Source organism: Sphingobium agri (assembly GCF_023051225.1).
Lineage (GTDB): Bacteria > Pseudomonadota > Alphaproteobacteria > Sphingomonadales > Sphingomonadaceae > Sphingobium > Sphingobium agri.
In genome coordinates this window covers 1-23,107 of record NZ_JALKHS010000027.1, presented here as the reverse complement: position 1 = coordinate 23,107, position 23,107 = coordinate 1, and the positions used below count along the sequence as shown (strand labels likewise).

Below are 23,107 nucleotides of genomic sequence, written 5' to 3'. Positions count from 1 at the left end.
TCTGTGCCTGCGTAGATGGTGTCGGATCGTGCCATGAGGTACATGGTAGTGAGGCTGTCGAACCGTTCTTCGTTGATGCCTGTTTCGCCCTGTTGTCCCATGACCTCCATGGCAAGTTCGCCCAGGGACTTGTGCCATTGGGACCAGTAGAGCTTGTAGGTATAGGCGGCGCCGGTGAGGTCAGGGTTGTTTTCGCCGCCTGAGAGCATGCGCAAGGCGTTGTAGCGCATGATCTTGAGCCCGGCATGGGCCTTGGCGATCTTCTGGCGGGTGATCGGGTCTTGTGCCGAGCCATTGGCCTTGGCGATGGCGATGATGTCGTCGAGTTCGTTCCTGAACTGCATCTGCTGGGCGAGGGTGGATACCCCGCGTTCAAAGCCCAGGAGCGCCATGGCGACCTTCCAGCCTTCGCCTTCTGCGCCGATGCGGTCGATGGCGAGCGCCTCTGCGCCATCGAAAAACACCTCGGCAAACTCGGCTTCGCCGGTCATCTGGCGGATCGGGCGGGCATCGACCCCGGGCTGGTCCATGGGGACCATGAGGAACGAGAGGCCCTTGTTGCCGACGCTGCCTGGCTCTGTGCGGGCAACGACGAAGCACCAGTCGGCGATCGTGCCCATCGAGGTCCAGATCTTCTGGCCGTCGATGATGTACTTGTCACCCTCCAGGCGCGCCCTGGTCTTCACATTGGCAAGGTCGGAGCCTGCGCCGGGCTCGGAATAGCCCTGGCACCAGATCGCCTTGCCGGTGGCGATGTCGGGGAGGAACCGGGCCTTCTGCTCCTCGCTGCCCATTGCGATCAGCGTCGGCCCGAGCAGCTCGACCCCTAGGTGCCCGGCGCGGGGCGGACCCTTGGCCCGGGCATATTCCTCGGCGAAGATGATCTGCTGCGCGATCGAGGCACCCCGCCCGCCCCATTGCTCGGGCCAGCCAATGACGCTCCAGCGCGCCTCGCCCAGGGCTGCTTCCCAGGCGCGGCGCTCCTCGACATTGTCGACCTGGTTGGTCTGGCCGCGAATGGCCTTGAACGGGCCGGAAAGCTGCTCATTGAGCCAGCTGGCGGCCTCCTCGCGGAAGGCCTTGAGTTCAGGGGCGAAGGCGAGTTGCATGGATCAGGCGACCTCGAACAGACCGGCCGCGCCCATGCCGCCAGCGACGCACATGGAGACGACCACATATTTGACGCCCCGGCGCTTGCCTTCGATGAGGGCATGGCCAACGAGGCGCGAGCCGGTCATGGCGAAGGGATGGCCGATGGCGATGCCGCCGCCATTGACGTTGAGCTTTTCAGGATCGATGCCCAGCGTGCGCTGGCAGTAGATCGCCTGGTTGGCAAAGGCTTCGTTCAATTCCCACAGGCCAATGTCGTCGATCTTGAGGCCGGTGCGCTCGAGCAGCTTGGGGATGGCGAACACAGGACCAATGCCCATTTCGTCCGCGCCGCAGCCTGCGACCTGAAAACCCCGGTAGATGCCCAGGATAGGGAGGTTTTCCTTCTGCGCGGTGGCAAGGTCCATGACGACCTGGGCCGATGCGCCGTCGGAGAGCTGGCTGGCGTTGCCGGCGGTGACATGCTTGCCTTCCTTGATGACCGTGCCGTTCTTGAACACGGGCTTTAGTTCAGCGAGCTTCTCATAGGTGGTGCCAGCGCGGATGCCTTCGTCCTTTGTGAGGGTCAGCTCTTCCTTGCCGGTCTCATTGCCTTCCTTGTCGAACAGGGCCTTGGTGACCGTGATGGGGACGATCTCGTCGTCGAACTTGCCCGCTTCCTGGGCAGCGGCGGCGCGCTGCTGCGACTGGGCGGCAAAGCGGTCCTGGTCCTCGCGGCTGATGCCATAGCGTTCCGCGACGATCTCGGCGGTCTCGATCATCACCATATAGGCGTTGGGATCGCGCGCCTTGATGAACTCGGAGCGGTTGCGGAAGGCGGGATAATGTTTGTCGATGGTGAGCGAGACATTCTCGACCCCGCCCGAGACGGCGCAGTCGATCTCGTTGGCGATGATGCCGCGCGCCGCGAACGCCAGCGCGTTGAGGCCGGACGAGCATTTGCGGTCCATCGAGAAGCCGCTGGTGGTGTCGGGGAGGATCGATCCGTGGACGGTCAAACGCCCGACATTGTAGCTCTGCGTGTTCCACTGGTTGGCAACGCCGAGATAGACATCGTCGACGCGGGCGGGATCGATGCCTGCGCGGGCGATGGCGGCGTCGACCACATGGGAGGACATGAACGGCGCTTCGGTGTCGTTGAACGCGCCGCGATAGGCTTTGCCGACGCCCGTGCGGGCGGTCGAGATGATGGCTGCTTCACGCATTGAACAAATTCCTTGGATTAAAAGCCGTGCATGTTGTTGGGGCCCCAGAAGGCGCGCATTTCGACGACCTCATTGGCTTCATTGAAGCGGAAGGTGTCGATGACGTCGATGCGCTTGTGGCCGCCGTCATAATTGAGGTTCACCGAGAAGGGGAAAACGGCATAGTCGCCCGCGACCCGGACCGGGCCTTCGAGCTTCAGCTTCGCGCCGGTCTTCATCGATTCAGCGTAAAAGGCGCGGATCGCCTCGCGGCCCTTGTGGATGGGCGAGCCGATCGGGTCTTCAACGGTCGCATCCGCTGCATAGAGGGCCGCGACCTGGTCGGCGCTGCCCGCTTCGAACGCTGCGACATAGGCGTTGACGGCGGCTTCCATTTTAACGGGATCGGGCATGGTCTTGGCTCCAACGGGACTGGTGGCGAGCAGGCTCAATGTGAGGGCGAAGAGGGCGCGGGCCAAGCGCTATTCCGGAAAATAGCGGTTGATGGTGTCGACCACGCAGGCGGGCTTGTCTTTTCCTTCGATCTCGACGGTGACGCGGATCACCGCCTGGATGGCGCCGCCCTTCACTTCTTGCGCCGAGACGATCTCGCCCGAGCCGCGAATGCGCGAGCCGACCAGGACGGGGGTGAGGAAGCGGGTCTTGTCCATGCCGACATTGACCCCTGCGGAAAAGCGCCGGACCTCGACGATTTGCGGCATGAACAGGTTGACGAGGCTGAGGGTCAAATAACCATGGGCGATGGTCGCGCCGAAGGGCCCGTCTTTCGCGCGCACCGGATCGACATGGATCCACTGATGGTCGCCGGTGCAGTCGGCAAAGGCGTCGATGCGCGACTGCTCGATGGTGAGCCAGTCGGAGGTGTCGAGGCGGGTGCCCTCCTTGCCGAGGAGATCGCGCGGATTTTCGAAGATGGTCGCCATGTTACGCCCGCTGGCTCGAGACCGCGACGATCTCGCCGGTCATGTAGGAGGAGAGATCGGAGGCGAGGAACATCATGACATTGGCGATTTCCCAGACCTCGGCGGGGCGCTTGAAGGCTTCCTTCTCGACCAGCTTGTCCAAGGCTTCCTGGGTCGTCACCTTGGCGAGGAAGGGGTGCATGGCGAGGGAGGGCGAGACCGCGTTGATGCGCACGCCATGTTCGGCCGCCTCGATCGCGGCGCAACGGGTGAAGGCCATGACCCCTGCTTTTGCGGCGGCATAATGGGCCTGGCCCTTTTGCGCGCGCCAGCCAAGGACCGAGGCATTGTTGACCATGACGCCCGACTTGGCGGCGTACATGGAAGGGAGAAACGCGCGGGTCATGCGGAAGAGGGAGGTCAGCGTCACGTCGAACACGCGGGCCCACTGCTCGTCGGTCATGTCGACGATATCGGCCTCGCCGCCAAGCCCTGCATTGTTGATGAGGACATCGACCTTGCCGAGCGCGGCCAGGGAGGCATCGCGCAGGCCTTGCACGGCCTCTTCGCTGGTGACGTCGCAGACGAACACAGCGGGCCGCTCGCAGCCGACTTCCTGCGCGATGCGGTCGGCCGCTTCATTGAGGCGGCGTTCATGGAAGTCGCTGATGAGGAGCTTTGCGCCTTCCTCGGCGGCGCGCTTGGCGGCGGCAAAGCCGATGCCGGTGCCCGCTGCCGCGGTCACGACCACGGTCTTGCCCTTGAGCATCCCCAAAGGCGTCGGATAGGGCGGCACGGGCGAGGTCGGGGTCATGCGGGGTCCTTCATGGTTGCTGCGGTCTTTGCCGTCAGATGATCGTCTGTGACAAGTATGATCTTGCCGCGCACATGGCCCTCGCGCACGCGCGCCATGGCGGCGGCGGCCTCGCTTGAAGAGAGGGTTTCAAGCGGCGGGGGCGTCATGCGGCCTTGCGCGGTGGCGGCGACGAGCGCGGCCAGATGGGCAGGCGCGCTTTCGTAACTGGCCGAGGCACGGGTGGCGGCTATGCCCTTGGCGGCGAAGCGCTCCGCATCGGGCAGCGCCTCGTGCGGCAGCATGGTTTCGATCGCGACATGGCGGCCGCCCGGACGGATGAGCGCGGCAGGATCGGCGATGCTGCCCTGGCCGACGGTGTCGAGGAGGAGGTCGACCCCTTCGGGCGCCCATTGAGCGACCTTGTGCGCCACATTTTCATGGCGGTAATCGATCGGGCAGTGGACGCCGAGGCTGGCGAGCAGGTCCTGGTTGGCGGGGCCTGCGGTCGCGGCGATCTGGGCGCCAAGCTCCCGCGCGATCTGGATCGCCCAGAGGCCGGTGCCGCCCGATCCGCCATTGACGAGCACGCGCTCGCCGGGCGCCAGCTTGCCCTGGACAAGCAGGGCTTCGCGCGCGGAGATGCCGGGCACCGGGATGGTGGCGGCCTCGGCAAAGGAGAGATTGTCGGGCAGGGGCACGGCCTGCGCGGCCAGGCAGATGGCATAGTCGCCCCAGGTCCCGCCGCGCCCCAGCGGCAGGCTGGAGAGGAAGGCGACGCGCTCGCCCACTTGCAGCGCGCTCACCCCTTCGCCGAGCGCCACGACCGTGCCGGTGCCGTCAAAGCCGGGCACCAGCGGCAGGAAGCTGTCGGGCAGGAAGGGGAGGAAGCCCGCGCAGGCTTTCCAGTCGGCCGGGTTGACCCCCACCGCCGCGATCCGGATCAGCGCTTCGCCTGGGCCGGGCACGGGGACGGGCAGGTCGCGGGCGCGGATCGCCTGCGGCCCTGTAAAGCCGTCCATCGCCATGGCCTGCATGGTGGAGGGAAGGGCGGGCGCGCCCGTCATGCGGCGATCTTGTCTCCATCGATCAGCAGGGCAGCGAGCGCTTCGCGATGCTGTTCGGGCGTGCCGAGCCAGCTCGCGGCCGCTCTAGCGCGCTTGAAATAGAGATGGGCGTGATGTTCCCAGGTAAAGCCGATGCCGCCATGGAGCTGGATGGCATCGCCCGTGACCGAGCAATAGGCGTCGGACACATAGGCGCGCGCGGCGTGGGCGGCTTCGGCCAGTTCTTCGCCGTTCTCATCAATCGCGGCGGCGGCATAATAGGCGGCCGAGCGTGAGGCTTCGACCAGCAGCATCATGTCGGCGAGCATATGCTTGTATGCCTGGAAGGAGCCGATGAGGCGGCCGAACTGGACGCGTTGCTTGGCATAGTCGACCGTGGCGTCGAGGCTGTATTGCATGCCGCCGGTCTGTTCAGCCGCGAGCAGGCCAGCGCCGATGGTCAGCGTGCGGTCGATCGCGGCTTTCGCGCTGCCGGGCGCGCCCAGGATCATGTCCGGGGTGACGTCGCAGTCGAAGGTCAGGGTTGCAAAGCGGCGGGTGCGGTCGAGCGCGGGCAGCGCCTCGATGGCAAGGCCGGGGGTATCGGCTTCGAGCACGACCAGGCTGTCGTCGGCGGTGGCGACGATGATGAGCTGCGCGACATGGCCGAAGGTCACGAACTTGGCCTGGCCGGTCAAGCGGCCGTTCGACAGGGTGGGACGGCTTGCGGTTCCTGCAAAACAGGCGCGCGTGCCCGAGGCGAGACGGGGCAGCAGCGCCGCCTTCTGTTCCTCGCTGCCTGCCGCGAGTATGGCTTGCGCTGCGAGCACCGCGGTTTCGAAGAAGGGAACGGGCGCAAGGACGCGGCCGGTTTCTTCCAGGACCAGCGCCATTTCGACCGCGCCCAGGCCAAGCCCGCCTTGGCCTTCCGGAATCATGAGCCCGGCAAAGCCCATTTCGCCAAGGCTCGACCACAGGCTTTCATCAAAGCCTGTGGTGCCTTCGACGGCGGCGCGGATGACGTCCGGGTTGGCGGCGTCGGTCAGGAAGTCGCGCGCGGCTTCCTGGATCGCGCGCTGATCGTCGCTGAGCGCGAAATCCATCAGGCGGCTCCGTAGACGGGCTTGGCGGGCTCGCGCGTTTCGATGAGCTTGCGCACGATCGCGTCCATTTCTTGTGGCTCCAGGCGCGCGCCCTTGTCGAAGGCGGGGCTGTCGGTCCAGCCTTGCGAGAGGAAGACCTGCCCGCCCTTCAGCTCGAACACCTGGCCGGTGACGCCCTTCGACTGTTCCGAGACGAGATAGGCGACGAGCGGGGCCATGTTTTCCGGCGCGAACAGGTCGAACTCGCCTTCTTTCGCCTCCATGTCGAACGCGCCGGTATTGGTCATGCGGGTGCGGGCGTTGGGGGCAAGGGCATTGGCGGTGATGCCGAGGCGGCCAAGCTCTGCGGCCTGCACCAGCGTAAGCGTCGCGATGCCGCCCTTGGCGGTCGAATAGGCCGACTGGCCGACCGAGCCCTGCAGGCCTGCGCCCGAGGTCGTGTTGATGATGCGCGCGTCGACCGGATTGCCGGCCTTGCTCTGCGCGCGCCAATATTCAGCGGCGTGGCGCGAAGTGCAGAAATGGCCGCGCAGATGGACGCGGATCACCGCATCCCATTCTTCAGGGGAGCAGGTGAAGAACATGCGGTCGCGCACGAAGCCGGCATTGTTGACCACGGCATGCAAGCCGCCGAAGCTGTCGAGGGCCTGTTCGACCATGCGCTTGCCTGAGTCCCATTCAGCGACGTCGTCGGTGTTGGCGACGGCCTCACCCCCCATCGCCTTGATCTCGTCCACCACCTGTTCGGCCGCGCCCTTGGTCGCGCCTTCTTCGCCATGGGTGCCAACGCCAAGATCATTGACCACAAGCCTGCAGCCTTGCGCCGCGAGGCCCAGCGCATAGGCCTTGCCCAGACCATTGCCGGCCCCGGTCACGATCGCAACACGTCCTTCGCAGATACCCACGTCTTCTTACTCCTTGGCTATTTCTGTTTGCGCGGCGCGTTCCTCGCGCAGCTGTGCGGTTGCGCCCGAGAGGCGCACGGCGACCGCTTCCGATTGACTGCGCTGGCTAAGCCGCTCGGGGCTGGCCTGCCGCAGCGGCTGCGCTTCGACGAGGTCGGTCAAGGCTGCGCGGGCGAGTTTCTGATACTCCCCCTCGCCATTGTTGCGCCAGGTGACCTGATGCGGCTCGAAGCTCTTGACGACCTTGGCGGGGTTGCCCGCGACCAGGCTGCGTGGCGGCGTCACCGTATCGGACTTCACAAGGGCGAGCGCGGCGACGAGGTTTTCATCCCCGATGACGGCATTGTCGAGGATCACCGCGTTCATGCCGATGAGCGCATTTTCGCCGATCTCGCAGCCATGGATGATCGACCCGTGCGCGATGGTCGCTCCGCGCTTGATCACCGTGTCGCGCAGCTGGTTGGCATGCACCGTGACGCTGTCCTGGATCGAGCTGTCGCCCTCGACGATGATCCTTCCGAAATCGCCGCGCAGGGAGGCGCCGGGCGCGATGAAGCAGCCCGGCCCGACGATTACGTCGCCGATCAGCGAGGCGAGCGGATGGACGTAGCTCGATGAATCGACGACAGGCGTGATCCCCTGATAGGCGTAGGCGGGCATGGGCGCGCCTCTTACAATCGCTCGATGATGGTGACGTTGGCCTGGCCGCCGCCTTCGCACATGGTCTGGAGGCCATAGCGGCCGCCGGTGCGTTCAAGGGCGTTCAGCAAGGACGTCATCAGCCGAGCCCCCGTCGCGCCGATCGGATGACCGAGTGCAATGCCACCGCCATGGATATTCACTTTTTCGTGCGGGATGCCCAGTTCCTTCATCCACGCGAGCGGGATTGAAGCAAACGCCTCATTGCATTCGAACAGGTCGATGTCGCTCACCGACATACCCGCCTTTTTGAGCGCATATTGGGTGGCGGGGATCGGGCCGGTCAGCATCCATACCGGGTTCGCGGCGCGCACCGACAGGTGATGAATGCGCGCGCGGGGCGTGAGGCCATGGTCCTTGACCGCCTGTTCGCTGGCGATCAGGAGGGCAGCGGCCGCGTCGCAATTCTGGCTGGCGACCCCTGCGGTGACGATCCCGCCCTCGCGGACCGGATTGAGCGCAGCAAGCCCTTCGAGTGAAGTCGTCGGGCGGATCGTCTCGTCTCGGTCAAGTCCCTCCAATGGAGCGATTTCGTTTGCGAACCAGCCATTTTCCGTTGCGGCTTTCGCACGCTGATGGGAAGCGAGGCTGAACTCTTCCATTGCGGCGCGACTGATGCCCCATTTATCGGCGATCATCTCGGCCGACTTGATCTGGTTCACTTCCTCATCGCCATAACGTGCCAGCCAGCCCGGCGAGCTGTCAAAGGGGGTGTTGAAGCCATATTGCGCGCCAACGATCATCGCGGCGGAAATCGGAATCTGGTTCATAGCCTGGCTGCCGCCCGCGACCACCAGATCCTGCGTGCCGCTCATCACGCCTTGCGCGGCGAAGTGTACCGCCTGCTGTGAAGAGCCGCATTGCCGGTCAATGGTGACGCCGGGCACTTCTTCGGGCATGCCCGCAACCAGCCATGCGGTGCGGCCGATATCGCCCGCCTGTCCGCCAATTGTCTCAGTGCAGCCCCATACCACGTCATCGACCTGACTGGGATCGATGCCCGTGCGTTTGACCAGTTCACGAATTGGGTGCGCACCCAAATCGGCCGGGTGGATGTGGGCAAGGCTGCCCTTCTTGCGGCCGGTGGGGGTGCGGACGGCGTCGATGATATAGGCTTCAGGCATTGGTCTTTTCCCGGGCGAAGGTCTGGTCCGGCCCCATGGGCTGGGTGAAGATGCGCGTGGCGATGCGCGCGCGGTGGTGGGCGGGCGTGCCCCATGTCTGGGTGAGCGCAACCGTGCGCTTCAAGAACAGGTGGACGTCCACCTCCCAGCTGTAGCCCATCGCGCCATGCACCTGGATCGATGCGCGGGCGGCCTTGTCGGCGGCTTCCAATGCAACGAGCTTGGCGTGGCTGACGCGGGCGCGGGCTTGTACGTCGCGCGCGCCGATCTCGGCGGCGGCCGCAGCGACTACGGGCTTGGCGAACTCGATTGCGACCTGGGCGGAGGCGAGATGATGCTTGACCGCCTGGTAGCTGCCGATGGGCTTTCCGAACTGCTGGCGTTCCTTGGCATAGTCGACGGCGAGGTCGACCGCGCGCTGGGCAAGGCCAAGGCCAAAGGCCGCGTTGAAGAGCGCTGCGCGGTCGAAGGCGAGGTCCCAGTCGGCCCCATTTTGGTTATTTGGCCCAAGCGGCGTTGCCTTATCCTTGCTCCATTCCACCGAGAACAAACGGCGGAAGGGATCGATGCTGGGCTGGGCGGTGAGCGTCACCTGGTCGGGGGTGGCGAGGAAAGCCTCGCCATCGGCATGCAGGATGATGCCGCCTGCGCTGTCCGCGTTCGCCACATAGGGATTGGCGGGATGCGCAATCGCGATCGTCGCGCTGGGATCGGCCAGCAACGGATGATCGGGCGCAAGGGCGGCGAGCAGGGGGGCAGCGACGCCTGCGCTTTCGATGAGCGGCTCAGGCAGCGCGACATAGCCCGCCTCTTGTGCGATCAAGGCGAAGTCGGTCTCGGCAAGGCCGATGCCACCTGCTTCTTCTGGCAGCAGGACGAGGGTGAGGCCGGTTTCGACGATCGAGGCCCAGCGCGTGGGGTCGATTGCTTCGCCTGCCTCCATCATCTTGCGCCAATGGTCGGGCGTGCAGCTGTCGGCGAACAGTGACCGCGCGGTCTCGGCGAACATCAGCTGTTCTTCGCTTAAGGTGAAGTCCATCTCAATTTCCCCTTAGCGCGGCAGGCCGAGCATGCGCTCGGCGATGATGTTGCGCTGGATCTCGTTGGAGCCTGCATAGATGGGCCCGGCGAGCGCGAAGATATAGTCGTCGATCCAGTCGACGGGATTTGCGTCCGGGGCCTCATGGGTCAGTTCCGCCTGGGGCCCAAGGATGTTGAGCGCGGTTTGCGTCAGATGAATGTCGAGCTCGGACCAGAAGATCTTGTTGGTCGACGCTTCAGGCCCGATCTTCGCGCCCGCCATCAGCCGCGAGGCGGTCTGGTAGATGTTGAGCGCATAGGCGTCGGCATTCATGTGCGCGCGCACCACATCGGCCTCGAGGCCAGGATCAGCGCTTTCCTTGTTGGCGGCCCAAAGTTCGGCAAGCTTCTTGGCCGCCACCTGGTAGCGGGCGGGCGAGCGCAGCATGAGGCCGCGTTCAAAGCCTGCGGTCGCCATGCAGATATGCCAGCCCTGGCCCTCTTCGCCCAAGCGATTGAAGGCGGGGACGCGGACATTTTCAAGGAAGATCTCGGCAAAGCCGACATGGCCGTTGATCTTCTTGATCGCATTGACCGTGACGCCTGGCGCATTCAAGGGGAAGAAGATGAGGCTCATTCCCTTGTGGCGCTCGGACCCCGGCTCGCGGAACAGGCCGAACGCCCAGTCGGCGAACACCGCGCGGCTCGACCAGATCTTGTGGCCGTTCAAAATATACTCGTCGCCCTCACGAACCGCCGTGGCGCGCACGCCCGCCAGGTCGGAGCCCGCCATCGGTTCGGACCAGGCCTGCGCCCAGATTTCCTCGCCTGACGCCATCTTGGGCAGGAAGCGCTGCTTTTGCTCATGGGTGCCGAACTCGATGAGCGTCGGCCCCAGCAGGAAGATGCCATTCTGGTTGACGCGGCCGGGCGCACCGGCGCGATAATATTCTTCCTCGAAGATCAGCCACTGGATGAGGTCGAGGCCGCGCCCGCCATATTCGCGTGGCCAGGTGACCATGCCCCAGTCGCCGGACTTGAGCGTCTTTTCCCATTGCCGGTGCGCCTCGAAACCCTCGCGCGTTGCGTCGAAATGCTCGAGCGGATGCTCAGGCACATGGGCGTCGAGCCAGGCGCGCACTTCGGCGCGGAACGCCTGCTGCTCGGGAGTATAAGTCAGGTCCATCAGAATTTCGCCGCGCCCTTGTTTTCCACGAAGGCGTCGCGCGCCTTCTGGCTGTCTTCATGCATGTACATTTCGAGCGTGAAGCCCTGCTCGATCCGGTAATGGGCCGAGGGATCGGTGGGCTCGATGAGGTTCAAGGCCTGCTTGGCAATGACCAGGGCGGCGCGGCTCTTGGACGCGATCACCTCGCAAAAGGCGTAGGCCTCTTGCCTGAGATTTTCGAGCGGCACGACCTTGTGCACCGATCCATGGCGGTAGGCGTCTTCCACCGGAATGCGGCCGCCGGTGAAGAAATTGGCGCGGACCATCTGGACAGGGAGCATGCGGCTCATGAAGGCAGCGCCCCCCATTGCGCCGCGATCGATCTCGGGCAGCGAGAAATAGGCGCCTTCAGCCGCGATCAGCGCATCGCAGGCGCCCGCGATATTGACGCCGCCGCCGATGACGAAGCCATGGAGCGCGCCGACCACGGGAATCGCGCATTCGCGGATCGCCTTGAAGGTCAGGTAATTATCCTTGTTGAGCTTTGCGATGCGCTCGGGATGGGCCTGCATCTCCTTGATGTCGACACCGCCGCAGAAACCGCGGCCCTCGGCGCGGATCAGGATGACCTTTACATCCTCGTTCGCCGCTGCCTCGTACACCATGGCGGGGATCGACTCCCAGCCCTTGGTGTCGAAGGCGTTGACCGGGGGATGGTCGAACAGGATTTCGGCGATGGCGCCGTTGATGCTGAGCGTGATCGGCATGGGTCTTGTCCTTCTTTCTCAGGCGGCGCTGGCGGTTTGCCGGCCCATCGCGGCGAGCGCTGCGAGGCGCTCATGCGCTTCGGCGACGATGCGGTCGACCAGCTCCTGGCAGGTCGGGATCTCGCCGATCCGTCCGCCGACCACGCCGGTCGCCATCACGCCATGTTCGATGTCGCCCTCGACCACCGCCTTCTGGATCAGCATCGGCATGGTCGCGGCCATCATCGCCTGTTTCAAGGGCATTGCGCCATGGGCGGTCATGCCGCGCGCCGACTTGATGAAGTCCATCCAGCTCGCGCCGGTCTGCTTCTTCATCGCCATGCCCGCCTCGATCGCGCGCAGCCACATGGCGAGCGATCCGGACTTCTCGATCCGGTCCATGAGCCTGGTGCGGACCATCCGCTGGGGGATGCCGTCAAGCTTGGTGGTGACGACGATCCGGTCGGTCGAGGCTTTGAGATATTCCGCCTTGGCGCTGTCGGGCACCGGGCTTTCCTTGGTGAGCAGGAAGCGCGTACCCATGGCGATGCCGACCGCGCCATAGGCAAGGGCAGCTGCAAGGCCGCGCCCGTCGGCAAAGCCGCCGCTGGCGATCACCGGCACCTTGACCGCGTCGAGCACCTGGGGGAGCAGGACGGTGGTCGGCACAGAGCCGGTGTGCCCGCCGCCTTCGCCGCCCTGGACATTGACCATGTCGACGCCGAGTTCCACCATCTTCTGCGCATGCTTGACCGCGCCGACGGTGGGGACGCACAGGATCCCTGCATCCTTGAAGCGGCCGATCATCTTGGCATTGGGACCACGGCCGAAGCTGACCGCGCGCACCTGATCCTTGTTGGCGAGGATCAGCTCGACAATCTGGTCAGCGCCGGGCTGAAAGCTGTGGAAATTGACGCCGAAGGGCTTGTCAGTGCCGTTGCGGACGGCGAGGATCTTCTCGCGCGCTTCGTCCGGGGTCATGACGGCGGCGCCCAGGAAGCCGAAGGCGCCCGCATTGCTGGAGCCAATGACCAGCGAAGGCTCGGCGACCCAGCCCATCGCGGTCTGGATGATCGGCCAGCGGCAGCCAAGCCGCTCGGTCAGAATCGTGTGCAGCGGATCGCCCATCATTCGCTCGCCTGTTTCTTATTGGCCTCAGCCATCTTCTTGGCGTCGAGCCCCGCGATCGAGCTGCCCTGGACGAGGTCATTCTGGGCATGGGCGAAATGGTGCATATGATATTGCGCCTCCATCGCGTTCCTCTTGCCCATCAGCTCCTCGACATGGTTGATCGCCTGCTTGGTCAGCCAGTTGCCAAGCCGGGGTTGCGCGACGAGCTTGGCCGCCATGGCCGCGACGGTCTCGCGCAGCGCTTCGCGCGACACGATCTTGTTCACCATGCCGAACTGCTCGGCCCTCTGCGCGCTCATCCGCTCGCCCAGCAGCAGGAACTCCTTGGCGACGCGCGGGGGAAGTTCATAGGCATGGGCGAAATATTCGACGCCCGGGATGCCCATGCGGTTGACCGGGTCCTGGAAGAAGGCATCGTCGGTCGCGACGATGAGGTCGCACACCCAGGCGAGCATGAGGCCGCCCGCGACGCAGGCCCCCTGCACCATGGCGATGGTGGGCTTTGGCGCGTCGCGCCAGCGCCGGCACATGCCGACATATTGCTCCTTCTCGCGGGTGTAGAGCAGTTCGGCCGCAGGCTTGTTGACATGGCCGGGCACCAGCAGCCGGTTCTCGAAATGCTGGTGCACGTCGCGGCCCGGCGTGCCGATGTCGTGGCCTGCCGAAAAATGCTTGCCGTTGCCGCCCAGCACGATCGCGCGCACATCGTCATCGTTCACGGCGCGCACGAACGCGTCGTCAAGCGCATAGGTCATCTGGCCGTTCTGGGCGTTGTTGAAGCCCGGGCGGTTCATCATGATCCATGCGACATGATCGATCACCTCATAGGTGACCGGCTCATCCGTTTCGTAAACAATGTCGACCTGCTGCGGTTCGACCAGGCGGTCGGTCTCGTTCATCTCAGGCTGCCCTTCTGTCTCCGGCCGGGTTGTCCTTGAACACGGTGGCCCGGACATTGTTGGGGTCGATCTTGGCGATCAGCTCCAGCTGCTCGGCCGTCGGCGCAGGCGTGGTCGGGATTTCCCCTTCGACCTTCGCCAGCGGGAAGCCCGTATTGTCCTGCACTTCCTCGAAGGTGACGCCCGGATGCAGCGAGATCACGCGGATCTGGTGATCGGGGCCGCCGAAATCCATCACGCACAAATTGGTGATGATGCGGCGCAGGTCCAGGCCCTGGGGCGGAGCGCCATTGCGGTAGCGCGCCGGGTTGTAGCCCGCCATGCAGACGAAATCGACTTCGCCTTCCACGAACGCACGCTTGTTGTGGTTCGCAAAGAAGAAGCTGTTGGGGTGGCTGATCGAATTGCCCGGGAAACCGCGCGCGCCGAGCATCGCGGCCTTGGGCTTCTTGTGGTCGCCGATCACCGAGATGTTCGCCTGACCGAAGCGGTCGATCTGGACGGGGCCGACCAGCGCATGGCGGCGGCCGCTCCAGAGCGCGGAGAAGACGCGGTCATAATTGGCAATGCCTTCGAACTCGGGCTCGGCGGCGCGCTTGCCCGGGCCGACGGGCTCGCTCGTATACCAGGCCTCGCCATCGGTGGTCTGGATCGCGGGCGCGAAGGAGAGCTTGGCAAGGCCAGCGCCGATGCGGGGGAGGGGGCCGATGCCGGTCGCCATCACCTCGCCATCACCGCGCCAGACTTCGGCGCAGGCGACGATGACGAGTTCAGCGAGCGAATAGCTATTCTGGGTCATGTTCGGTCTCGCTCTTAGTAAATGGGGACGGGAAGCTGCTTGACGGCTTCTTCGCCGCCGATCGCCGCCTGATAGTCCGCTTCGGACACGTCGATATATTTCGCCTTGTAGTCGGCCCAGGCTTCGGGCGAGGCGGCGCTTTCGACATAGGTCTTGATGTGCTTCAAATCGAGCTGATAGTCGGGATCAGCGCTGGTGGGGTGCGCGCCGAGCGGCGCTTCAGCGACGCCGGTGATCATCGCCCGCTCGACAAGGTTGTAGCGGCTGTTCTTCTTCATATCGAGCTCTGCGGTCGGCACGATCTTCTCGACCGTCACATAGCTCTTGCCTGCAGCGCGCACGAGCAGTTCATCGAAGATCGGATCGACCGAGAGGGTGAGGATGTTGCCGCGCTCGTCGGAACGGTGGGCGTGGATCAGCGCAATGTCGGGGACGAGCGCTGGCATGGCGACGAATTCCTCGCCATCTGCATAGGGGCTCTTCACGAATTTGAAGTCGAAGCCCGACTGGTTGATGATGTCGGTGCCGATGCCGACGCGGGTCGGCAGGAAGGGCAGCTTCATGGCGCCTGCGCGCAGGCCCCAATGATACATGCCCTCGTCCAGTTCCAGCACCTCGAAGGCACCGGCCTGGCGGGCGTTGCGGAAATGGGGTTCGAGCGGATAATGGTCGAGGCTTGCAAAAGCGAAGACGAGCTTACGGATCTTGCCGGTGGCGGCGAGCAGGCCGATGTCCATGCCGCCATAGCCCGCCATGAGGGTCAGGTCCTTCAGGTTCGACCGGGCGATGGCGCGAATGAGCGCCATGGGCTTGCGGCGGGTGGCCCACCCGCCGATGCCGATGGTCATCCCGTCGGAAATCTGGTCGACGATGTCGTCGACGCTCATGCGCTTGTCGAGCATAATGTCAGTCATCCTTTTACGTCAGTCTCGTCCGGTCCCGTGCGCAGTCCTGCCAGTCAGTCCTGTTCATGGGCCCATTTATGGCCCCAGTCGCTTACCGCGAGGCTGGTGGTGGGGACCCATGTGTCGGGGTCTATTACCAGGCCGTTCCAGCCATATTCGATGTCGAAACCGCCTGGTGTCTGCATGTAGAAAGAGGTCATCTTGTCGTTGACATGGCGGCCAAGGCTCGCCGACAGGGGAACTTTGCCCTTGCTCTTCAAGACCCGGTCATAGGCGCGGCCGACATCCTCGAGGGAGCCGACCTCCAGCATCATGTGCACAGCGCCATTGGGGCTTTCGGGCAATTGCCCCAGCGCCAGGCTGTGGTGGCGCGGGTTGCAGTGCATGAAGGCAAAGCCCACGCCCGGATCATCCTCGCCCCCGCCCTGGAGGTAGAAGCGGCCAAGGTCGGTGTCGCCAAAGCCCATGACGTCCCTGTAGAAGTCGTGGGTTTCCTCGAAATTGGGGGCGGTGAGCACGACATGGCCCATCCCCATGTCGCCGTCCGCGCCGCCCGGGCTGCCGGTCACGAAGCGGCTGACGCCTGCGGGCGAGGTGAAGGGGGCATAGTCGACGAAGCGGCCGTAGAAGAGCTCCATCGGGTTGCCCGCAGGGTCGGACGAGCGGGCAAGCTCATAGACCTGCCGCGCGCGTGCTTCCATGACGCCCGCGCGCGTCACCGGGCGGCCTGCCGCCTCGAGGCGGGCCAGCACCGATTCGAACGCCTCGCGATTCGCGCATTCCCAGCCCGGCGCCACGAAACGGTCGGCCGCGCCCTTTTCCACCCACAGGCGGTAGGGCCGGTCGTCCATGCGGAAGAGCGCCACATCCTCGCTGGGCGAAGGCGCTGCCATCAGCCCTGCGATATTGCAGGCAAAATCCTGCCAGCGCCCAAGGTCCTGCGCCTCGATCACCACATAGCCCAGGGATATCACTGCCATTTTAAGCACCTCGCCCTATCTTCCCGTACCAAGGGGTCTTCCCGTCTTTTACGGGCCTTTCCCATGTTTCCGGCCATCATCTCTGCCCAAGCGTTGCAAAATGGCCTTCCCCATATGCACAGGGCCCATACGCATGAGGCAGGCGCTGCCGCCCTTGTTCTGCGCCTGGGCCTGGGGAGGCGCGTTAAGCGCGCTCAACGAGCTTATGGCAATTCGTTCCCGATCCGCCTATAAGCAACGGCCCAAATGCGCAAGCCCTGTTTGCCTTGACAGTTTGCGTAACGGGTATTTATATAAACTACGCATATAGCAAATCTGAAGCAGAGTCGCCTACAATGGAGAAGATGATGACCGGGGCAGTAGCAAGCCGACCCATTGACGAGGCGAATGCGGGGACACCTTCGCCCGAAAGCCTGATCGCCAAAGCCAAGGCGATGATCCCGGTGCTGCGGGAACGCGCCCGGGCCTGCACCATCGCCCATGACGTGCCGCCCGAGACCGTCGCCGAGATGAAGGCGGCAGGCTTCTTCCGCGTGCTCCAGCCCAAGCGCTATGGCGGCTATGAGATGCACCCCAATGTCTTCTTCGAGATTCAGAAGGCGCTCGCTGAAGGCTGCATGTCGACAGGCTGGATCTACGGCGTCCTTGGCTGCCACCCCTATGAACTCGCCCTCTTCCATGACGAGGCGCAGAAGGAAGTGTGGGGCGAGGACCCCGACATGCTCGTCTCCTCCACCTATCAGCCGGTCGGCAAGGTGGAAAAGGTCGATGGCGGCTTCTACCTCTCGGGCCGCTGGGGCTTTTCGTCGGGCTCCTCCCACTGCGGTTGGGTGCTGCTTGGCGCGATCAATTTCGACACCAATGGCGGCCCGCCCGACATGCGCACCTTCCTGCTGCCGCGCTCGGACTATCAGGTGATCGAAGGCACCTGGGACACGTTCGGCCTCCAGGGCACCGGCAGCTTCGACATCGTGGTCGAGCGCGTCTTCGTGCCCGAACACCGCACCCACAAGGCAAGCGACGGCTTTGCCGGCACCAATCCGGGCCAGGAAACCAACACAGCGCCGCTCTACCGCATCCCCTGGGCGCAGCTCTTCATCCGCTCGGTCTCCAGCGCTGCCTTCGGCGGCATCCGCGCCGCGACCTCGGCCGCCATGGAGATCATGGGCAGCCGCGTCTCGACCAACACCGGCAAGGCGTCCAAGGCCGACCCCAATCTCCACGCCGCCATCGCCCGCGCGATCGCCGAGACCAACGAGATGGAGCTCACCCACCGCACGACCTTCAACGAGTTGATGGGTTATGCCGAGCGTAACGAGCCCGTCCCAATGGAAAAGCGCGCGCTCTTTGCCTACCAGTCCGCCAGCGTCGTGCGCCGCATGGCCGAGCTTGCCGATGGCATGGTCAAGCTGCTGGGCGGCCGGGCGATCTACATGTCGAGCCCGATCCTCCAGCCCTGGCTCGACCTCCACGCCGCGCGCGCCCATGTCGCCAACGACCCGGCCAACCGCACCAGCGACGTCATCGGCACGATGAATGGTGAACCGCCCGCCTTCACCTTTATCTGATCGCGCATATGGCATCTGGCACAGGCAAAAAGAGGATTGCCCATGGGCAGTGAATTGATCCGCAAGACCTATAGCGTTGCGGGCGGATATGAGATTTCGATCGCGGAAATCGCAGGGGCGCCGGCCGATGCCCCGACCGTCATCTTCATCCATGGCAGTGGTCCCGGCGCATCGGGCGCGTCCAACTTCCGCAACAATGCGCAAGTCTTCGCTGACGCTGGCTATCGCGTCATCCTGCCCGATCTTATCGGCTATGGCGCCTCGTCGAAGCCCGAAGCCGACTATCCGCTCGAACTGTTTACGCAGACCCTGATCGATGCCCTTGCCCAGCATGGGATCACAGGCGGCCACCTCATCGGCAACTCGCTGGGCGGCGGCATCGCCCTCCAGATCGCGCTCGACCATCCTCAATTTGCCGTCGGCAAGCTCATCCTGATGGCGCCCGGCTGCGTGGCGGAACAGGCGAGCTATTTCACCATGCCCGGCATCGCCAAGATGCGCTCGGGCTTTGGCAGCCCGGAATTCAACGTCGAGGAACAGCGCCGCCTCATCGGCAACCTCATGCACCCTTCTTCGGCCCATCATGTGACCGATGCACTGGTCGAGGAGCGCTTCGCCGTCGCGCGCACCCAGCCCAAGGATGTGCTCGCCCGGGTGAAGACCCCCAACCTTGGACCCCGCCTTGGCGAGGTCAAGCAGCCGATCTTCGTGCTCTGGGGCCTCAATGACGAATTCTGCCCCGAAAGCCATGCGCGGCTCTTCCTCGATGCTTGTCCCGACGTGCGCTGCCTCACCTTCTCGCAGACCGGCCATTGGGTGCAGGTCGAGCGGGCTCAGGAGTTCAACCGCTATTCGCTGGACTTCCTGAATGGCTGACCCCGCGCCTGCGCCATCCGTGCCGGTTCCCGAGCCCGTGGACGTTACCATGGGCCTCAAGGGCGCGATGCGCCGCCTGCCCTCGGGCGTGGCGATCGTCACCGCGCTGGGCGAGGGCAAGGCGCCGGTCGGCATGGCCGCGACCTCGATCACCTCGCTCACCATGGACCCGCCAGCGGTGCTCGTCTGCGTCAACCAGACAGCTGGCATCCACGCCCATCTCTCGCCCGGCTGCCCGGTCAGCATCAACCTCCTCTCGCGCCATCAGCGCGAGGTGTCGGCAGCGTTCGGCGGCGCGGTCGCGCGCGAGGCGCGCTTTGGCGTGGGGCAATGGACCGCCGATCCCCATGGCCTGCCGATCCTCGAAGAGGCGCAGGCCAACCTCTCCTGCACGATCGAGAGCATGACCCCCTTTGGCACGCACAGCATCGTCATCGCACGGGTCAAGGCGGTGCGCCTCAGCGACGCGGTCGATCCCCTCATCTTCCAGGACGGAGCCTATCTGTGAGCGACCTTAATAACCAGCTTGCAGAGGAGCTCTACCAGGCGCTGCGGGACAAGCGCACCGTGCCGCCGCTGATGGCGCGCCATCCTGAGCTCACCATCGACGACGCCTATGCCATTTCGCTTGGCGCGCTGGAACGCCGCAAGGCTGATGGCGAGAAGGTCATCGGCAAGAAGATCGGCGTTACGTCGAAGGCGGTGCAGGACATGCTGGGCGTGCACCAGCCAGACTTCGGCTTCCTCACCGACCGCATGTATATCGAGGGCGACATCGATGTCGCGGCAAACGGCCTCATCGCCCCGCGCGCCGAGGCCGAGATCGGCTTCATCCTGAAAGACAGCCTCAAGGGGCCGGGCGTGACGGCGGAAGATGTGATCGCCGCGACCGAGGCGATCGTCCCCTGTTTCGAGATCGTCGACAGCCGCATCCAGGACTGGAAGATCGGCATCGTCGATACCGTCGCCGACAATGCGTCCTGCGGCGTCTATGTGTTGGGCGAGGCCCGGGCCGACCCGCGCGACCACGATCTTCCCAATCTCCATGTCACCGTCACCAAGAATGGCGCGCCCTTGTCGGAGGGCCATGGCCATGCGGTGCAGGGCTCGCCCGCGCAAGCGGTCGCCTGGCTTGCCAATACGCTGGGCGCCTATGGCGTTACCCTGGAGGCTGGCGATGTGATATTGTCGGGCAGCCTGGTGCCGCTCGAACCGGCAGCGCCAGGCGATGTGTTCGAGATGCAGCTCCACGGGGTCGGCAGCTGCACCGCGCGCTTTATCTGAATATCGAAGTGGGCATCGCCCGGTCGCGATGCCATGAGGAGTAAGTAATGACGGGCAAGGTCAAGGCGGCGATCATCGGGTCGGGCAATATCGGCACCGACCTCATGATCAAGATGATCAAATATCCCCAGAATATGGAACTGGTGGCGGTGGTCGGCATCGACGAGGCGTCCGAAGGGCTCGCCATGGCGCGCGAGCGCGGTGTCGCCACCACCCATGAGGGCCTTGAAGGCCTCATGAAGATGGACGTCTATCCCGAGATCGGCATCGTGTTCGACGCGACCTCCGCCTATGCCCACAAGGTGCATGACGAAGCGCTGCGCAAGGACGGCAAGCAGGTAGTGGACCTCACCCCCGCCGCGATCGGCCCCTACACCATCCCCACCGTCAACGGCGAAGCCAATCTCGATGCGGGCAATGTCAACATGGTGACCTGCGGCGGACAGGCAACGATCCCGATGGTCGCTGCCGTTTCTCAGGTCGCGACCGTCCATTATGCCGAGATCGTCGCCTCGGTCTCCTCGCGCTCGGCAGGGCCTGGCACCCGCGCCAATATCGACGAGTTCACCCGCACCACCGCTGGCGCCATCGAAAAGGTCGGCGGCGCGGCGCAGGGCAAGGCGATCATCATCCTCAATCCCGCCGAACCGCCGATGATCATGCGCGACACGGTGTTCACCCTGTCCGAAGGCGCTGACGAAGAGACCATCCGCGCCTCGGTCGAAGCGATGGTCAAGAAGGTCCAGGCCTATGTGCCGGGCTATCGCTTGAAGCAGGAGGTGCAGTTCGAGCGCTTTGGCGACAATAACAAGCTCACCATCCCGGGCCGCGGCGAGTTCACCGGCATCAAGACGATGATCCTGCTCGAGGTCGAAGGGGCGGGCGATTATCTGCCGAGCTATTCGGGCAATCTCGACATCATGACCGCCGCCGCCAAGGCGACCGGCGAGCTGCTCGCGCAGCGTATCGCACAAGGAAAGAAGGTGGCAGCATGAGCGCCGAGATCAAAGCTCCGTTCAACGTGGAAGCGGGCGACAAGCTCTACATCCAGGACGTGACGCTGCGCGATGGCATGCACGCCATCCGACACATGTATGGCATCGACCATGTGAAGGCGATCGCCAAGGCATTGGATGACGCAGGGGTCGACGCGATCGAGGTCGCCCATGGCGACGGCCTCAATGGCGCAAGCTTCAACTATGGCTTTGGCGCGCATACCGATTGGGAATGGCTCGAGGCGGTTGCCTCGGTGCTGACCAGGTCGGTTCTCACCACGCTCATCCTGCCGGGCGTCGGCACGGTCGAGGAACTGCGCCGCGCCTATGACATCGGCGTGCGCTCGGTGCGCGTTGCGACCCACTGCACCGAAGCCGATGTCTCGAAACAGCATATCGGCATCGCCCGCGACCTTGGCATGGACGTGTCGGGGTTCCTGATGATGAGCCACATGATCGATGCGGAGAAGCTCGCCGAGCAGGCCCTCCTCATGGAAAGCTATGGCGCGCAGTGCGTCTATGTAACCGACAGCGGCGGCGCGCTCGACATGGATGGGGTGAAGGCCCGCCTCGAAGCCTATGACCGGGTCTTGAAACCCGAGACCCAGCGCGGCATCCACGCCCACCACAATCTCAGCCTTGGCGTCGCCAACTCGATCGTCGCGGCGCAATGCGGCGCGGTGCGCATCGACGCCTCGCTCACCGGCATGGGCGCGGGCGCTGGCAATGCGCCCTTGGAAGTGTTCATCGCCGCTGCCGACCGCAAGGGCTGGAACCATGGCTGCGATGTCAACGCGCTCATGGACGCCGCCGAGGACCTCGTGCGCCCCTTGCAGGACCGCCCGGTCCGGGTCGACCGCGAAACCCTGGCATTGGGCTATGCCGGGGTCTATTCTTCCTTCCTGCGCCACGCGGAAAAGGCCGCCGAAACCTACGGCCTAGACACCCGCACCATCCTGGTGGAACTTGGCCGTCGCAAGATGGTCGGGGGGCAAGAGGACATGATCGTCGATGTCGCATTGGACATGCTGAAAGAACGCGCAACAGCAGCCTGACATGCCGCCGGGCGCGTTCATTCGCGCCCGGCATCGCTCGCACGCAAAGCCAAAAGAGGAGAGGATATGGCCGACAAGCGCCTGTCGCTCGACCATATCACCGTCACCGACACCACCCCCTGGCAGCTGGCGCAGATCGCCGCAGAGGTGGGGTGTGAAGGCATCTGCCCGTTCCTCCATTCCATGGAGGTGCTGCCCGCCATGCCCAGCTATGACCTGGTGCGCGATCCCCAGGCGCTGCGCCAGACCCGCGACGCGCTCGCCGCCACCGGGGTCAAGGTCGACCTCATCTACCCCTTCACCATGGCAGGGCGCACCAACCCCCAGGACTTCGTTCCCGCGCTTGAAACCGGCGCAGCATTGGGCGCGCCCCTTGCCAATGTCCTGTGCTACGACCGCGATCCCAATCGCCGCACCGAAAAACTTATCGAACTGGCCGAACTCGCCGCCCCGTTCGGCATCGCCCTGTCACTCGAATTTTATCCCCCCTCCCAGGTCCGGACCCTCAGCGCCGCCCTCGAAGAAATAGCCCGCGCCGGCCGCCCCGACATCAAGGTCACAGCCGACCTCCTCCACATCATGCGCGGCGGCGAAGCAGACACCAGCATGGCGCTCCTCCGTCACCCCGCCATCGCCATCGCCCAGATCTCCGACGGACCCGCAACCATCGATCCAGACAGCATCGAACATGAAGCCGGCATCCAGCGCCTCCTCCCCGGACAAGGCAGCTTCAACATCACAGCGTTCGAACAAACCCTCAATCCCAACACTCCACTCAGCGTCGAAATACCACA

25 protein-coding genes are annotated in these 23,107 nt (G+C 64.6%); 7 read left to right on the top strand and 18 right to left on the bottom strand.

The window, feature by feature from the left end:
- The 18 genes from MU848_RS18900 to MU848_RS18815 form a co-directional block, all read right to left on the bottom strand.
- Positions 1 to 1,109: acyl-CoA dehydrogenase family protein (locus MU848_RS18900; RefSeq protein ID WP_247234886.1), on the bottom strand; the 1,109-nt coding region annotated here is incomplete at its 3' end.
- A 3-nt stretch (positions 1,110 to 1,112) separates the two neighbouring features.
- Entirely contained in the window at positions 1,113 to 2,315 is a 1,203-nt protein-coding gene (locus MU848_RS18895; protein WP_247234884.1) for an acetyl-CoA C-acyltransferase, read from the bottom strand.
- A gap of 17 nt (positions 2,316 to 2,332) precedes the next feature.
- Positions 2,333 to 2,773, bottom strand: coding sequence for a nuclear transport factor 2 family protein (locus MU848_RS18890; RefSeq protein WP_247234882.1), 441 nt, complete (start codon positions 2,771 to 2,773; stop codon positions 2,333 to 2,335).
- Between the two features lie 3 nt (positions 2,774 to 2,776).
- Positions 2,777 to 3,238 (bottom strand): MaoC family dehydratase, encoded by a 462-nt coding sequence (locus MU848_RS18885; protein WP_247234880.1) that lies wholly within the window; start codon positions 3,236 to 3,238, stop codon positions 2,777 to 2,779.
- Between the two features lies 1 nt (position 3,239).
- Positions 3,240 to 4,031 carry an SDR family oxidoreductase gene (locus MU848_RS18880; protein WP_247234878.1) on the bottom strand — a complete coding sequence of 264 codons (792 nt, stop codon included), beginning with the start codon at positions 4,029 to 4,031 and terminating at the stop codon, positions 3,240 to 3,242.
- A complete protein-coding gene (locus MU848_RS18875) occupies positions 4,028 to 5,077 on the bottom strand; it encodes a quinone oxidoreductase family protein (RefSeq protein ID WP_247234876.1) in 1,050 nt (349 codons plus the stop codon). The genes MU848_RS18880 and MU848_RS18875 overlap by 4 nt, the downstream gene beginning before the upstream one ends.
- Complete coding sequence (locus MU848_RS18870; protein WP_247234874.1) at positions 5,074 to 6,159, bottom strand: acyl-CoA dehydrogenase family protein; 1,086 nt, start codon at positions 6,157 to 6,159, stop codon at positions 5,074 to 5,076. Before MU848_RS18870 ends, MU848_RS18875 begins: the two co-directional genes overlap by 4 nt.
- Positions 6,159 to 7,064 carry an SDR family oxidoreductase gene (locus MU848_RS18865; protein ID WP_247234872.1) on the bottom strand — a complete coding sequence of 302 codons (906 nt, stop codon included), beginning with the start codon at positions 7,062 to 7,064 and terminating at the stop codon, positions 6,159 to 6,161. The genes MU848_RS18870 and MU848_RS18865 overlap by 1 nt, the downstream gene beginning before the upstream one ends.
- Positions 7,065 to 7,070: 6 nt before the next feature.
- Positions 7,071 to 7,724 (bottom strand): gamma carbonic anhydrase family protein, encoded by a 654-nt coding sequence (locus MU848_RS18860; RefSeq protein ID WP_247234870.1) that lies wholly within the window; start codon positions 7,722 to 7,724, stop codon positions 7,071 to 7,073.
- A gap of 11 nt (positions 7,725 to 7,735) precedes the next feature.
- Complete coding sequence (locus tag MU848_RS18855; protein ID WP_247234868.1) at positions 7,736 to 8,887, bottom strand: acetyl-CoA C-acetyltransferase; 1,152 nt, start codon at positions 8,885 to 8,887, stop codon at positions 7,736 to 7,738.
- A complete protein-coding gene (locus MU848_RS18850; protein ID WP_247234866.1) occupies positions 8,880 to 9,926 on the bottom strand; it encodes an acyl-CoA dehydrogenase family protein in 1,047 nt (348 codons plus the stop codon). The genes MU848_RS18855 and MU848_RS18850 overlap by 8 nt, the downstream gene beginning before the upstream one ends.
- Positions 9,927 to 9,938: 12 nt before the next feature.
- Positions 9,939 to 11,093 carry an acyl-CoA dehydrogenase gene (locus MU848_RS18845; RefSeq protein ID WP_247234864.1) on the bottom strand — a complete coding sequence of 385 codons (1,155 nt, stop codon included), beginning with the start codon at positions 11,091 to 11,093 and terminating at the stop codon, positions 9,939 to 9,941.
- A complete protein-coding gene (locus MU848_RS18840; RefSeq protein ID WP_201516789.1) occupies positions 11,093 to 11,842 on the bottom strand; it encodes an enoyl-CoA hydratase family protein in 750 nt (249 codons plus the stop codon). The genes MU848_RS18845 and MU848_RS18840 overlap by 1 nt, the downstream gene beginning before the upstream one ends.
- Before the next feature lie 18 nt (positions 11,843 to 11,860).
- A complete protein-coding gene (locus MU848_RS18835; protein WP_247234862.1) occupies positions 11,861 to 12,952 on the bottom strand; it encodes an NAD(P)H-dependent flavin oxidoreductase in 1,092 nt (363 codons plus the stop codon).
- The gene (locus tag MU848_RS18830) at positions 12,949 to 13,851 is read right to left on the bottom strand and encodes an enoyl-CoA hydratase (protein WP_097093815.1); all 903 of its coding nucleotides are present in this window, start codon (positions 13,849 to 13,851) and stop codon (positions 12,949 to 12,951) included. The genes MU848_RS18835 and MU848_RS18830 overlap by 4 nt, the downstream gene beginning before the upstream one ends.
- 1 nt (position 13,852) lies before the next feature.
- Positions 13,853 to 14,650 (bottom strand): CoA-transferase subunit beta, encoded by a 798-nt coding sequence (locus MU848_RS18825; RefSeq protein ID WP_247234860.1) that lies wholly within the window; start codon positions 14,648 to 14,650, stop codon positions 13,853 to 13,855.
- A 14-nt stretch (positions 14,651 to 14,664) separates the two neighbouring features.
- Positions 14,665 to 15,564 (bottom strand): CoA transferase subunit A, encoded by a 900-nt coding sequence (locus MU848_RS18820; protein ID WP_201516791.1) that lies wholly within the window; start codon positions 15,562 to 15,564, stop codon positions 14,665 to 14,667.
- 44 nt (positions 15,565 to 15,608) lie between these two features.
- Positions 15,609 to 16,535 (bottom strand): VOC family protein, encoded by a 927-nt coding sequence (locus MU848_RS18815; RefSeq protein ID WP_097093812.1) that lies wholly within the window; start codon positions 16,533 to 16,535, stop codon positions 15,609 to 15,611.
- Positions 16,536 to 16,882: 347 nt separating this feature from the next.
- On the opposite strand from MU848_RS18815, the gene MU848_RS18810 reads away from it, so the two are divergent.
- The 7 genes from MU848_RS18810 to MU848_RS18780 all read left to right on the top strand — a co-directional run.
- Positions 16,883 to 18,103, top strand: coding sequence for an acyl-CoA dehydrogenase family protein (locus MU848_RS18810; protein WP_247234858.1), 1,221 nt, complete (start codon positions 16,883 to 16,885; stop codon positions 18,101 to 18,103).
- Positions 18,104 to 18,145: 42 nt separating this feature from the next.
- On the top strand, positions 18,146 to 18,979 hold the full coding sequence (locus MU848_RS18805; protein WP_247234856.1) for an alpha/beta fold hydrolase: 834 nt from the start codon (positions 18,146 to 18,148) through the stop codon (positions 18,977 to 18,979).
- Positions 18,972 to 19,487 (top strand): flavin reductase family protein, encoded by a 516-nt coding sequence (locus tag MU848_RS18800; RefSeq protein ID WP_201516794.1) that lies wholly within the window; start codon positions 18,972 to 18,974, stop codon positions 19,485 to 19,487. The genes MU848_RS18805 and MU848_RS18800 overlap by 8 nt, the downstream gene beginning before the upstream one ends.
- Positions 19,488 to 19,558: 71 nt before the next feature.
- Positions 19,559 to 20,263, top strand: a complete 705-nt coding sequence (locus MU848_RS18795) for a fumarylacetoacetate hydrolase family protein (RefSeq protein WP_247234888.1) — start codon at positions 19,559 to 19,561, stop codon at positions 20,261 to 20,263.
- A gap of 47 nt (positions 20,264 to 20,310) precedes the next feature.
- On the top strand, positions 20,311 to 21,258 hold the full coding sequence (locus MU848_RS18790) for an acetaldehyde dehydrogenase (acetylating) (RefSeq protein ID WP_247234854.1): 948 nt from the start codon (positions 20,311 to 20,313) through the stop codon (positions 21,256 to 21,258).
- Positions 21,255 to 22,313, top strand: coding sequence for a 4-hydroxy-2-oxovalerate aldolase (dmpG, locus tag MU848_RS18785; protein ID WP_247234853.1), 1,059 nt, complete (start codon positions 21,255 to 21,257; stop codon positions 22,311 to 22,313). Before MU848_RS18790 ends, dmpG begins: the two co-directional genes overlap by 4 nt.
- 66 nt (positions 22,314 to 22,379) lie before the next feature.
- Positions 22,380 to 23,107 (top strand): sugar phosphate isomerase/epimerase family protein (locus tag MU848_RS18780; protein ID WP_247234851.1); only part of this gene is annotated, 728 nt, incomplete at its 3' end.

What these genes read in the sequence shown, in the direction of transcription:
- MU848_RS18895 (WP_247234884.1), bottom strand. Translation starts at nt 2,315, where the DNA reads ATGCGTGAAGCAGCCATCATCTCGACCGCCCGCACGGGCGTCGGCAAA.
- MU848_RS18885 (WP_247234880.1), bottom strand. Translation starts at nt 3,238, where the DNA reads ATGGCGACCATCTTCGAAAATCCGCGCGATCTCCTCGGCAAGGAGGGC.
- MU848_RS18880 (WP_247234878.1), bottom strand. Translation starts at nt 4,031, where the DNA reads ATGACCCCGACCTCGCCCGTGCCGCCCTATCCGACGCCTTTGGGGATG.
- MU848_RS18875 (WP_247234876.1), bottom strand. Translation starts at nt 5,077, where the DNA reads ATGACGGGCGCGCCCGCCCTTCCCTCCACCATGCAGGCCATGGCGATG.
- MU848_RS18870 (WP_247234874.1), bottom strand. Translation starts at nt 6,159, where the DNA reads ATGGATTTCGCGCTCAGCGACGATCAGCGCGCGATCCAGGAAGCCGCG.
- MU848_RS18860 (WP_247234870.1), bottom strand. Translation starts at nt 7,724, where the DNA reads ATGCCCGCCTACGCCTATCAGGGGATCACGCCTGTCGTCGATTCATCG.
- MU848_RS18855 (WP_247234868.1), bottom strand. Translation starts at nt 8,887, where the DNA reads ATGCCTGAAGCCTATATCATCGACGCCGTCCGCACCCCCACCGGCCGC.
- MU848_RS18850 (WP_247234866.1), bottom strand. Translation starts at nt 9,926, where the DNA reads ATGGACTTCACCTTAAGCGAAGAACAGCTGATGTTCGCCGAGACCGCG.
- MU848_RS18845 (WP_247234864.1), bottom strand. Translation starts at nt 11,093, where the DNA reads ATGGACCTGACTTATACTCCCGAGCAGCAGGCGTTCCGCGCCGAAGTG.
- MU848_RS18840 (WP_201516789.1), bottom strand. Translation starts at nt 11,842, where the DNA reads ATGCCGATCACGCTCAGCATCAACGGCGCCATCGCCGAAATCCTGTTC.
- MU848_RS18835 (WP_247234862.1), bottom strand. Translation starts at nt 12,952, where the DNA reads ATGATGGGCGATCCGCTGCACACGATTCTGACCGAGCGGCTTGGCTGC.
- MU848_RS18830 (WP_097093815.1), bottom strand. Translation starts at nt 13,851, where the DNA reads ATGAACGAGACCGACCGCCTGGTCGAACCGCAGCAGGTCGACATTGTT.
- MU848_RS18825 (WP_247234860.1), bottom strand. Translation starts at nt 14,650, where the DNA reads ATGACCCAGAATAGCTATTCGCTCGCTGAACTCGTCATCGTCGCCTGC.
- MU848_RS18820 (WP_201516791.1), bottom strand. Translation starts at nt 15,564, where the DNA reads ATGACTGACATTATGCTCGACAAGCGCATGAGCGTCGACGACATCGTC.
- MU848_RS18815 (WP_097093812.1), bottom strand. Translation starts at nt 16,535, where the DNA reads ATGGCAGTGATATCCCTGGGCTATGTGGTGATCGAGGCGCAGGACCTT.
- MU848_RS18810 (WP_247234858.1), top strand. Translation starts at nt 16,883, where the DNA reads ATGACCGGGGCAGTAGCAAGCCGACCCATTGACGAGGCGAATGCGGGG.
- MU848_RS18805 (WP_247234856.1), top strand. Translation starts at nt 18,146, where the DNA reads ATGGGCAGTGAATTGATCCGCAAGACCTATAGCGTTGCGGGCGGATAT.
- MU848_RS18800 (WP_201516794.1), top strand. Translation starts at nt 18,972, where the DNA reads ATGGCTGACCCCGCGCCTGCGCCATCCGTGCCGGTTCCCGAGCCCGTG.
- MU848_RS18795 (WP_247234888.1), top strand. Translation starts at nt 19,559, where the DNA reads ATGGCGCGCCATCCTGAGCTCACCATCGACGACGCCTATGCCATTTCG.
- MU848_RS18790 (WP_247234854.1), top strand. Translation starts at nt 20,311, where the DNA reads ATGACGGGCAAGGTCAAGGCGGCGATCATCGGGTCGGGCAATATCGGC.
- dmpG (WP_247234853.1), top strand. Translation starts at nt 21,255, where the DNA reads ATGAGCGCCGAGATCAAAGCTCCGTTCAACGTGGAAGCGGGCGACAAG.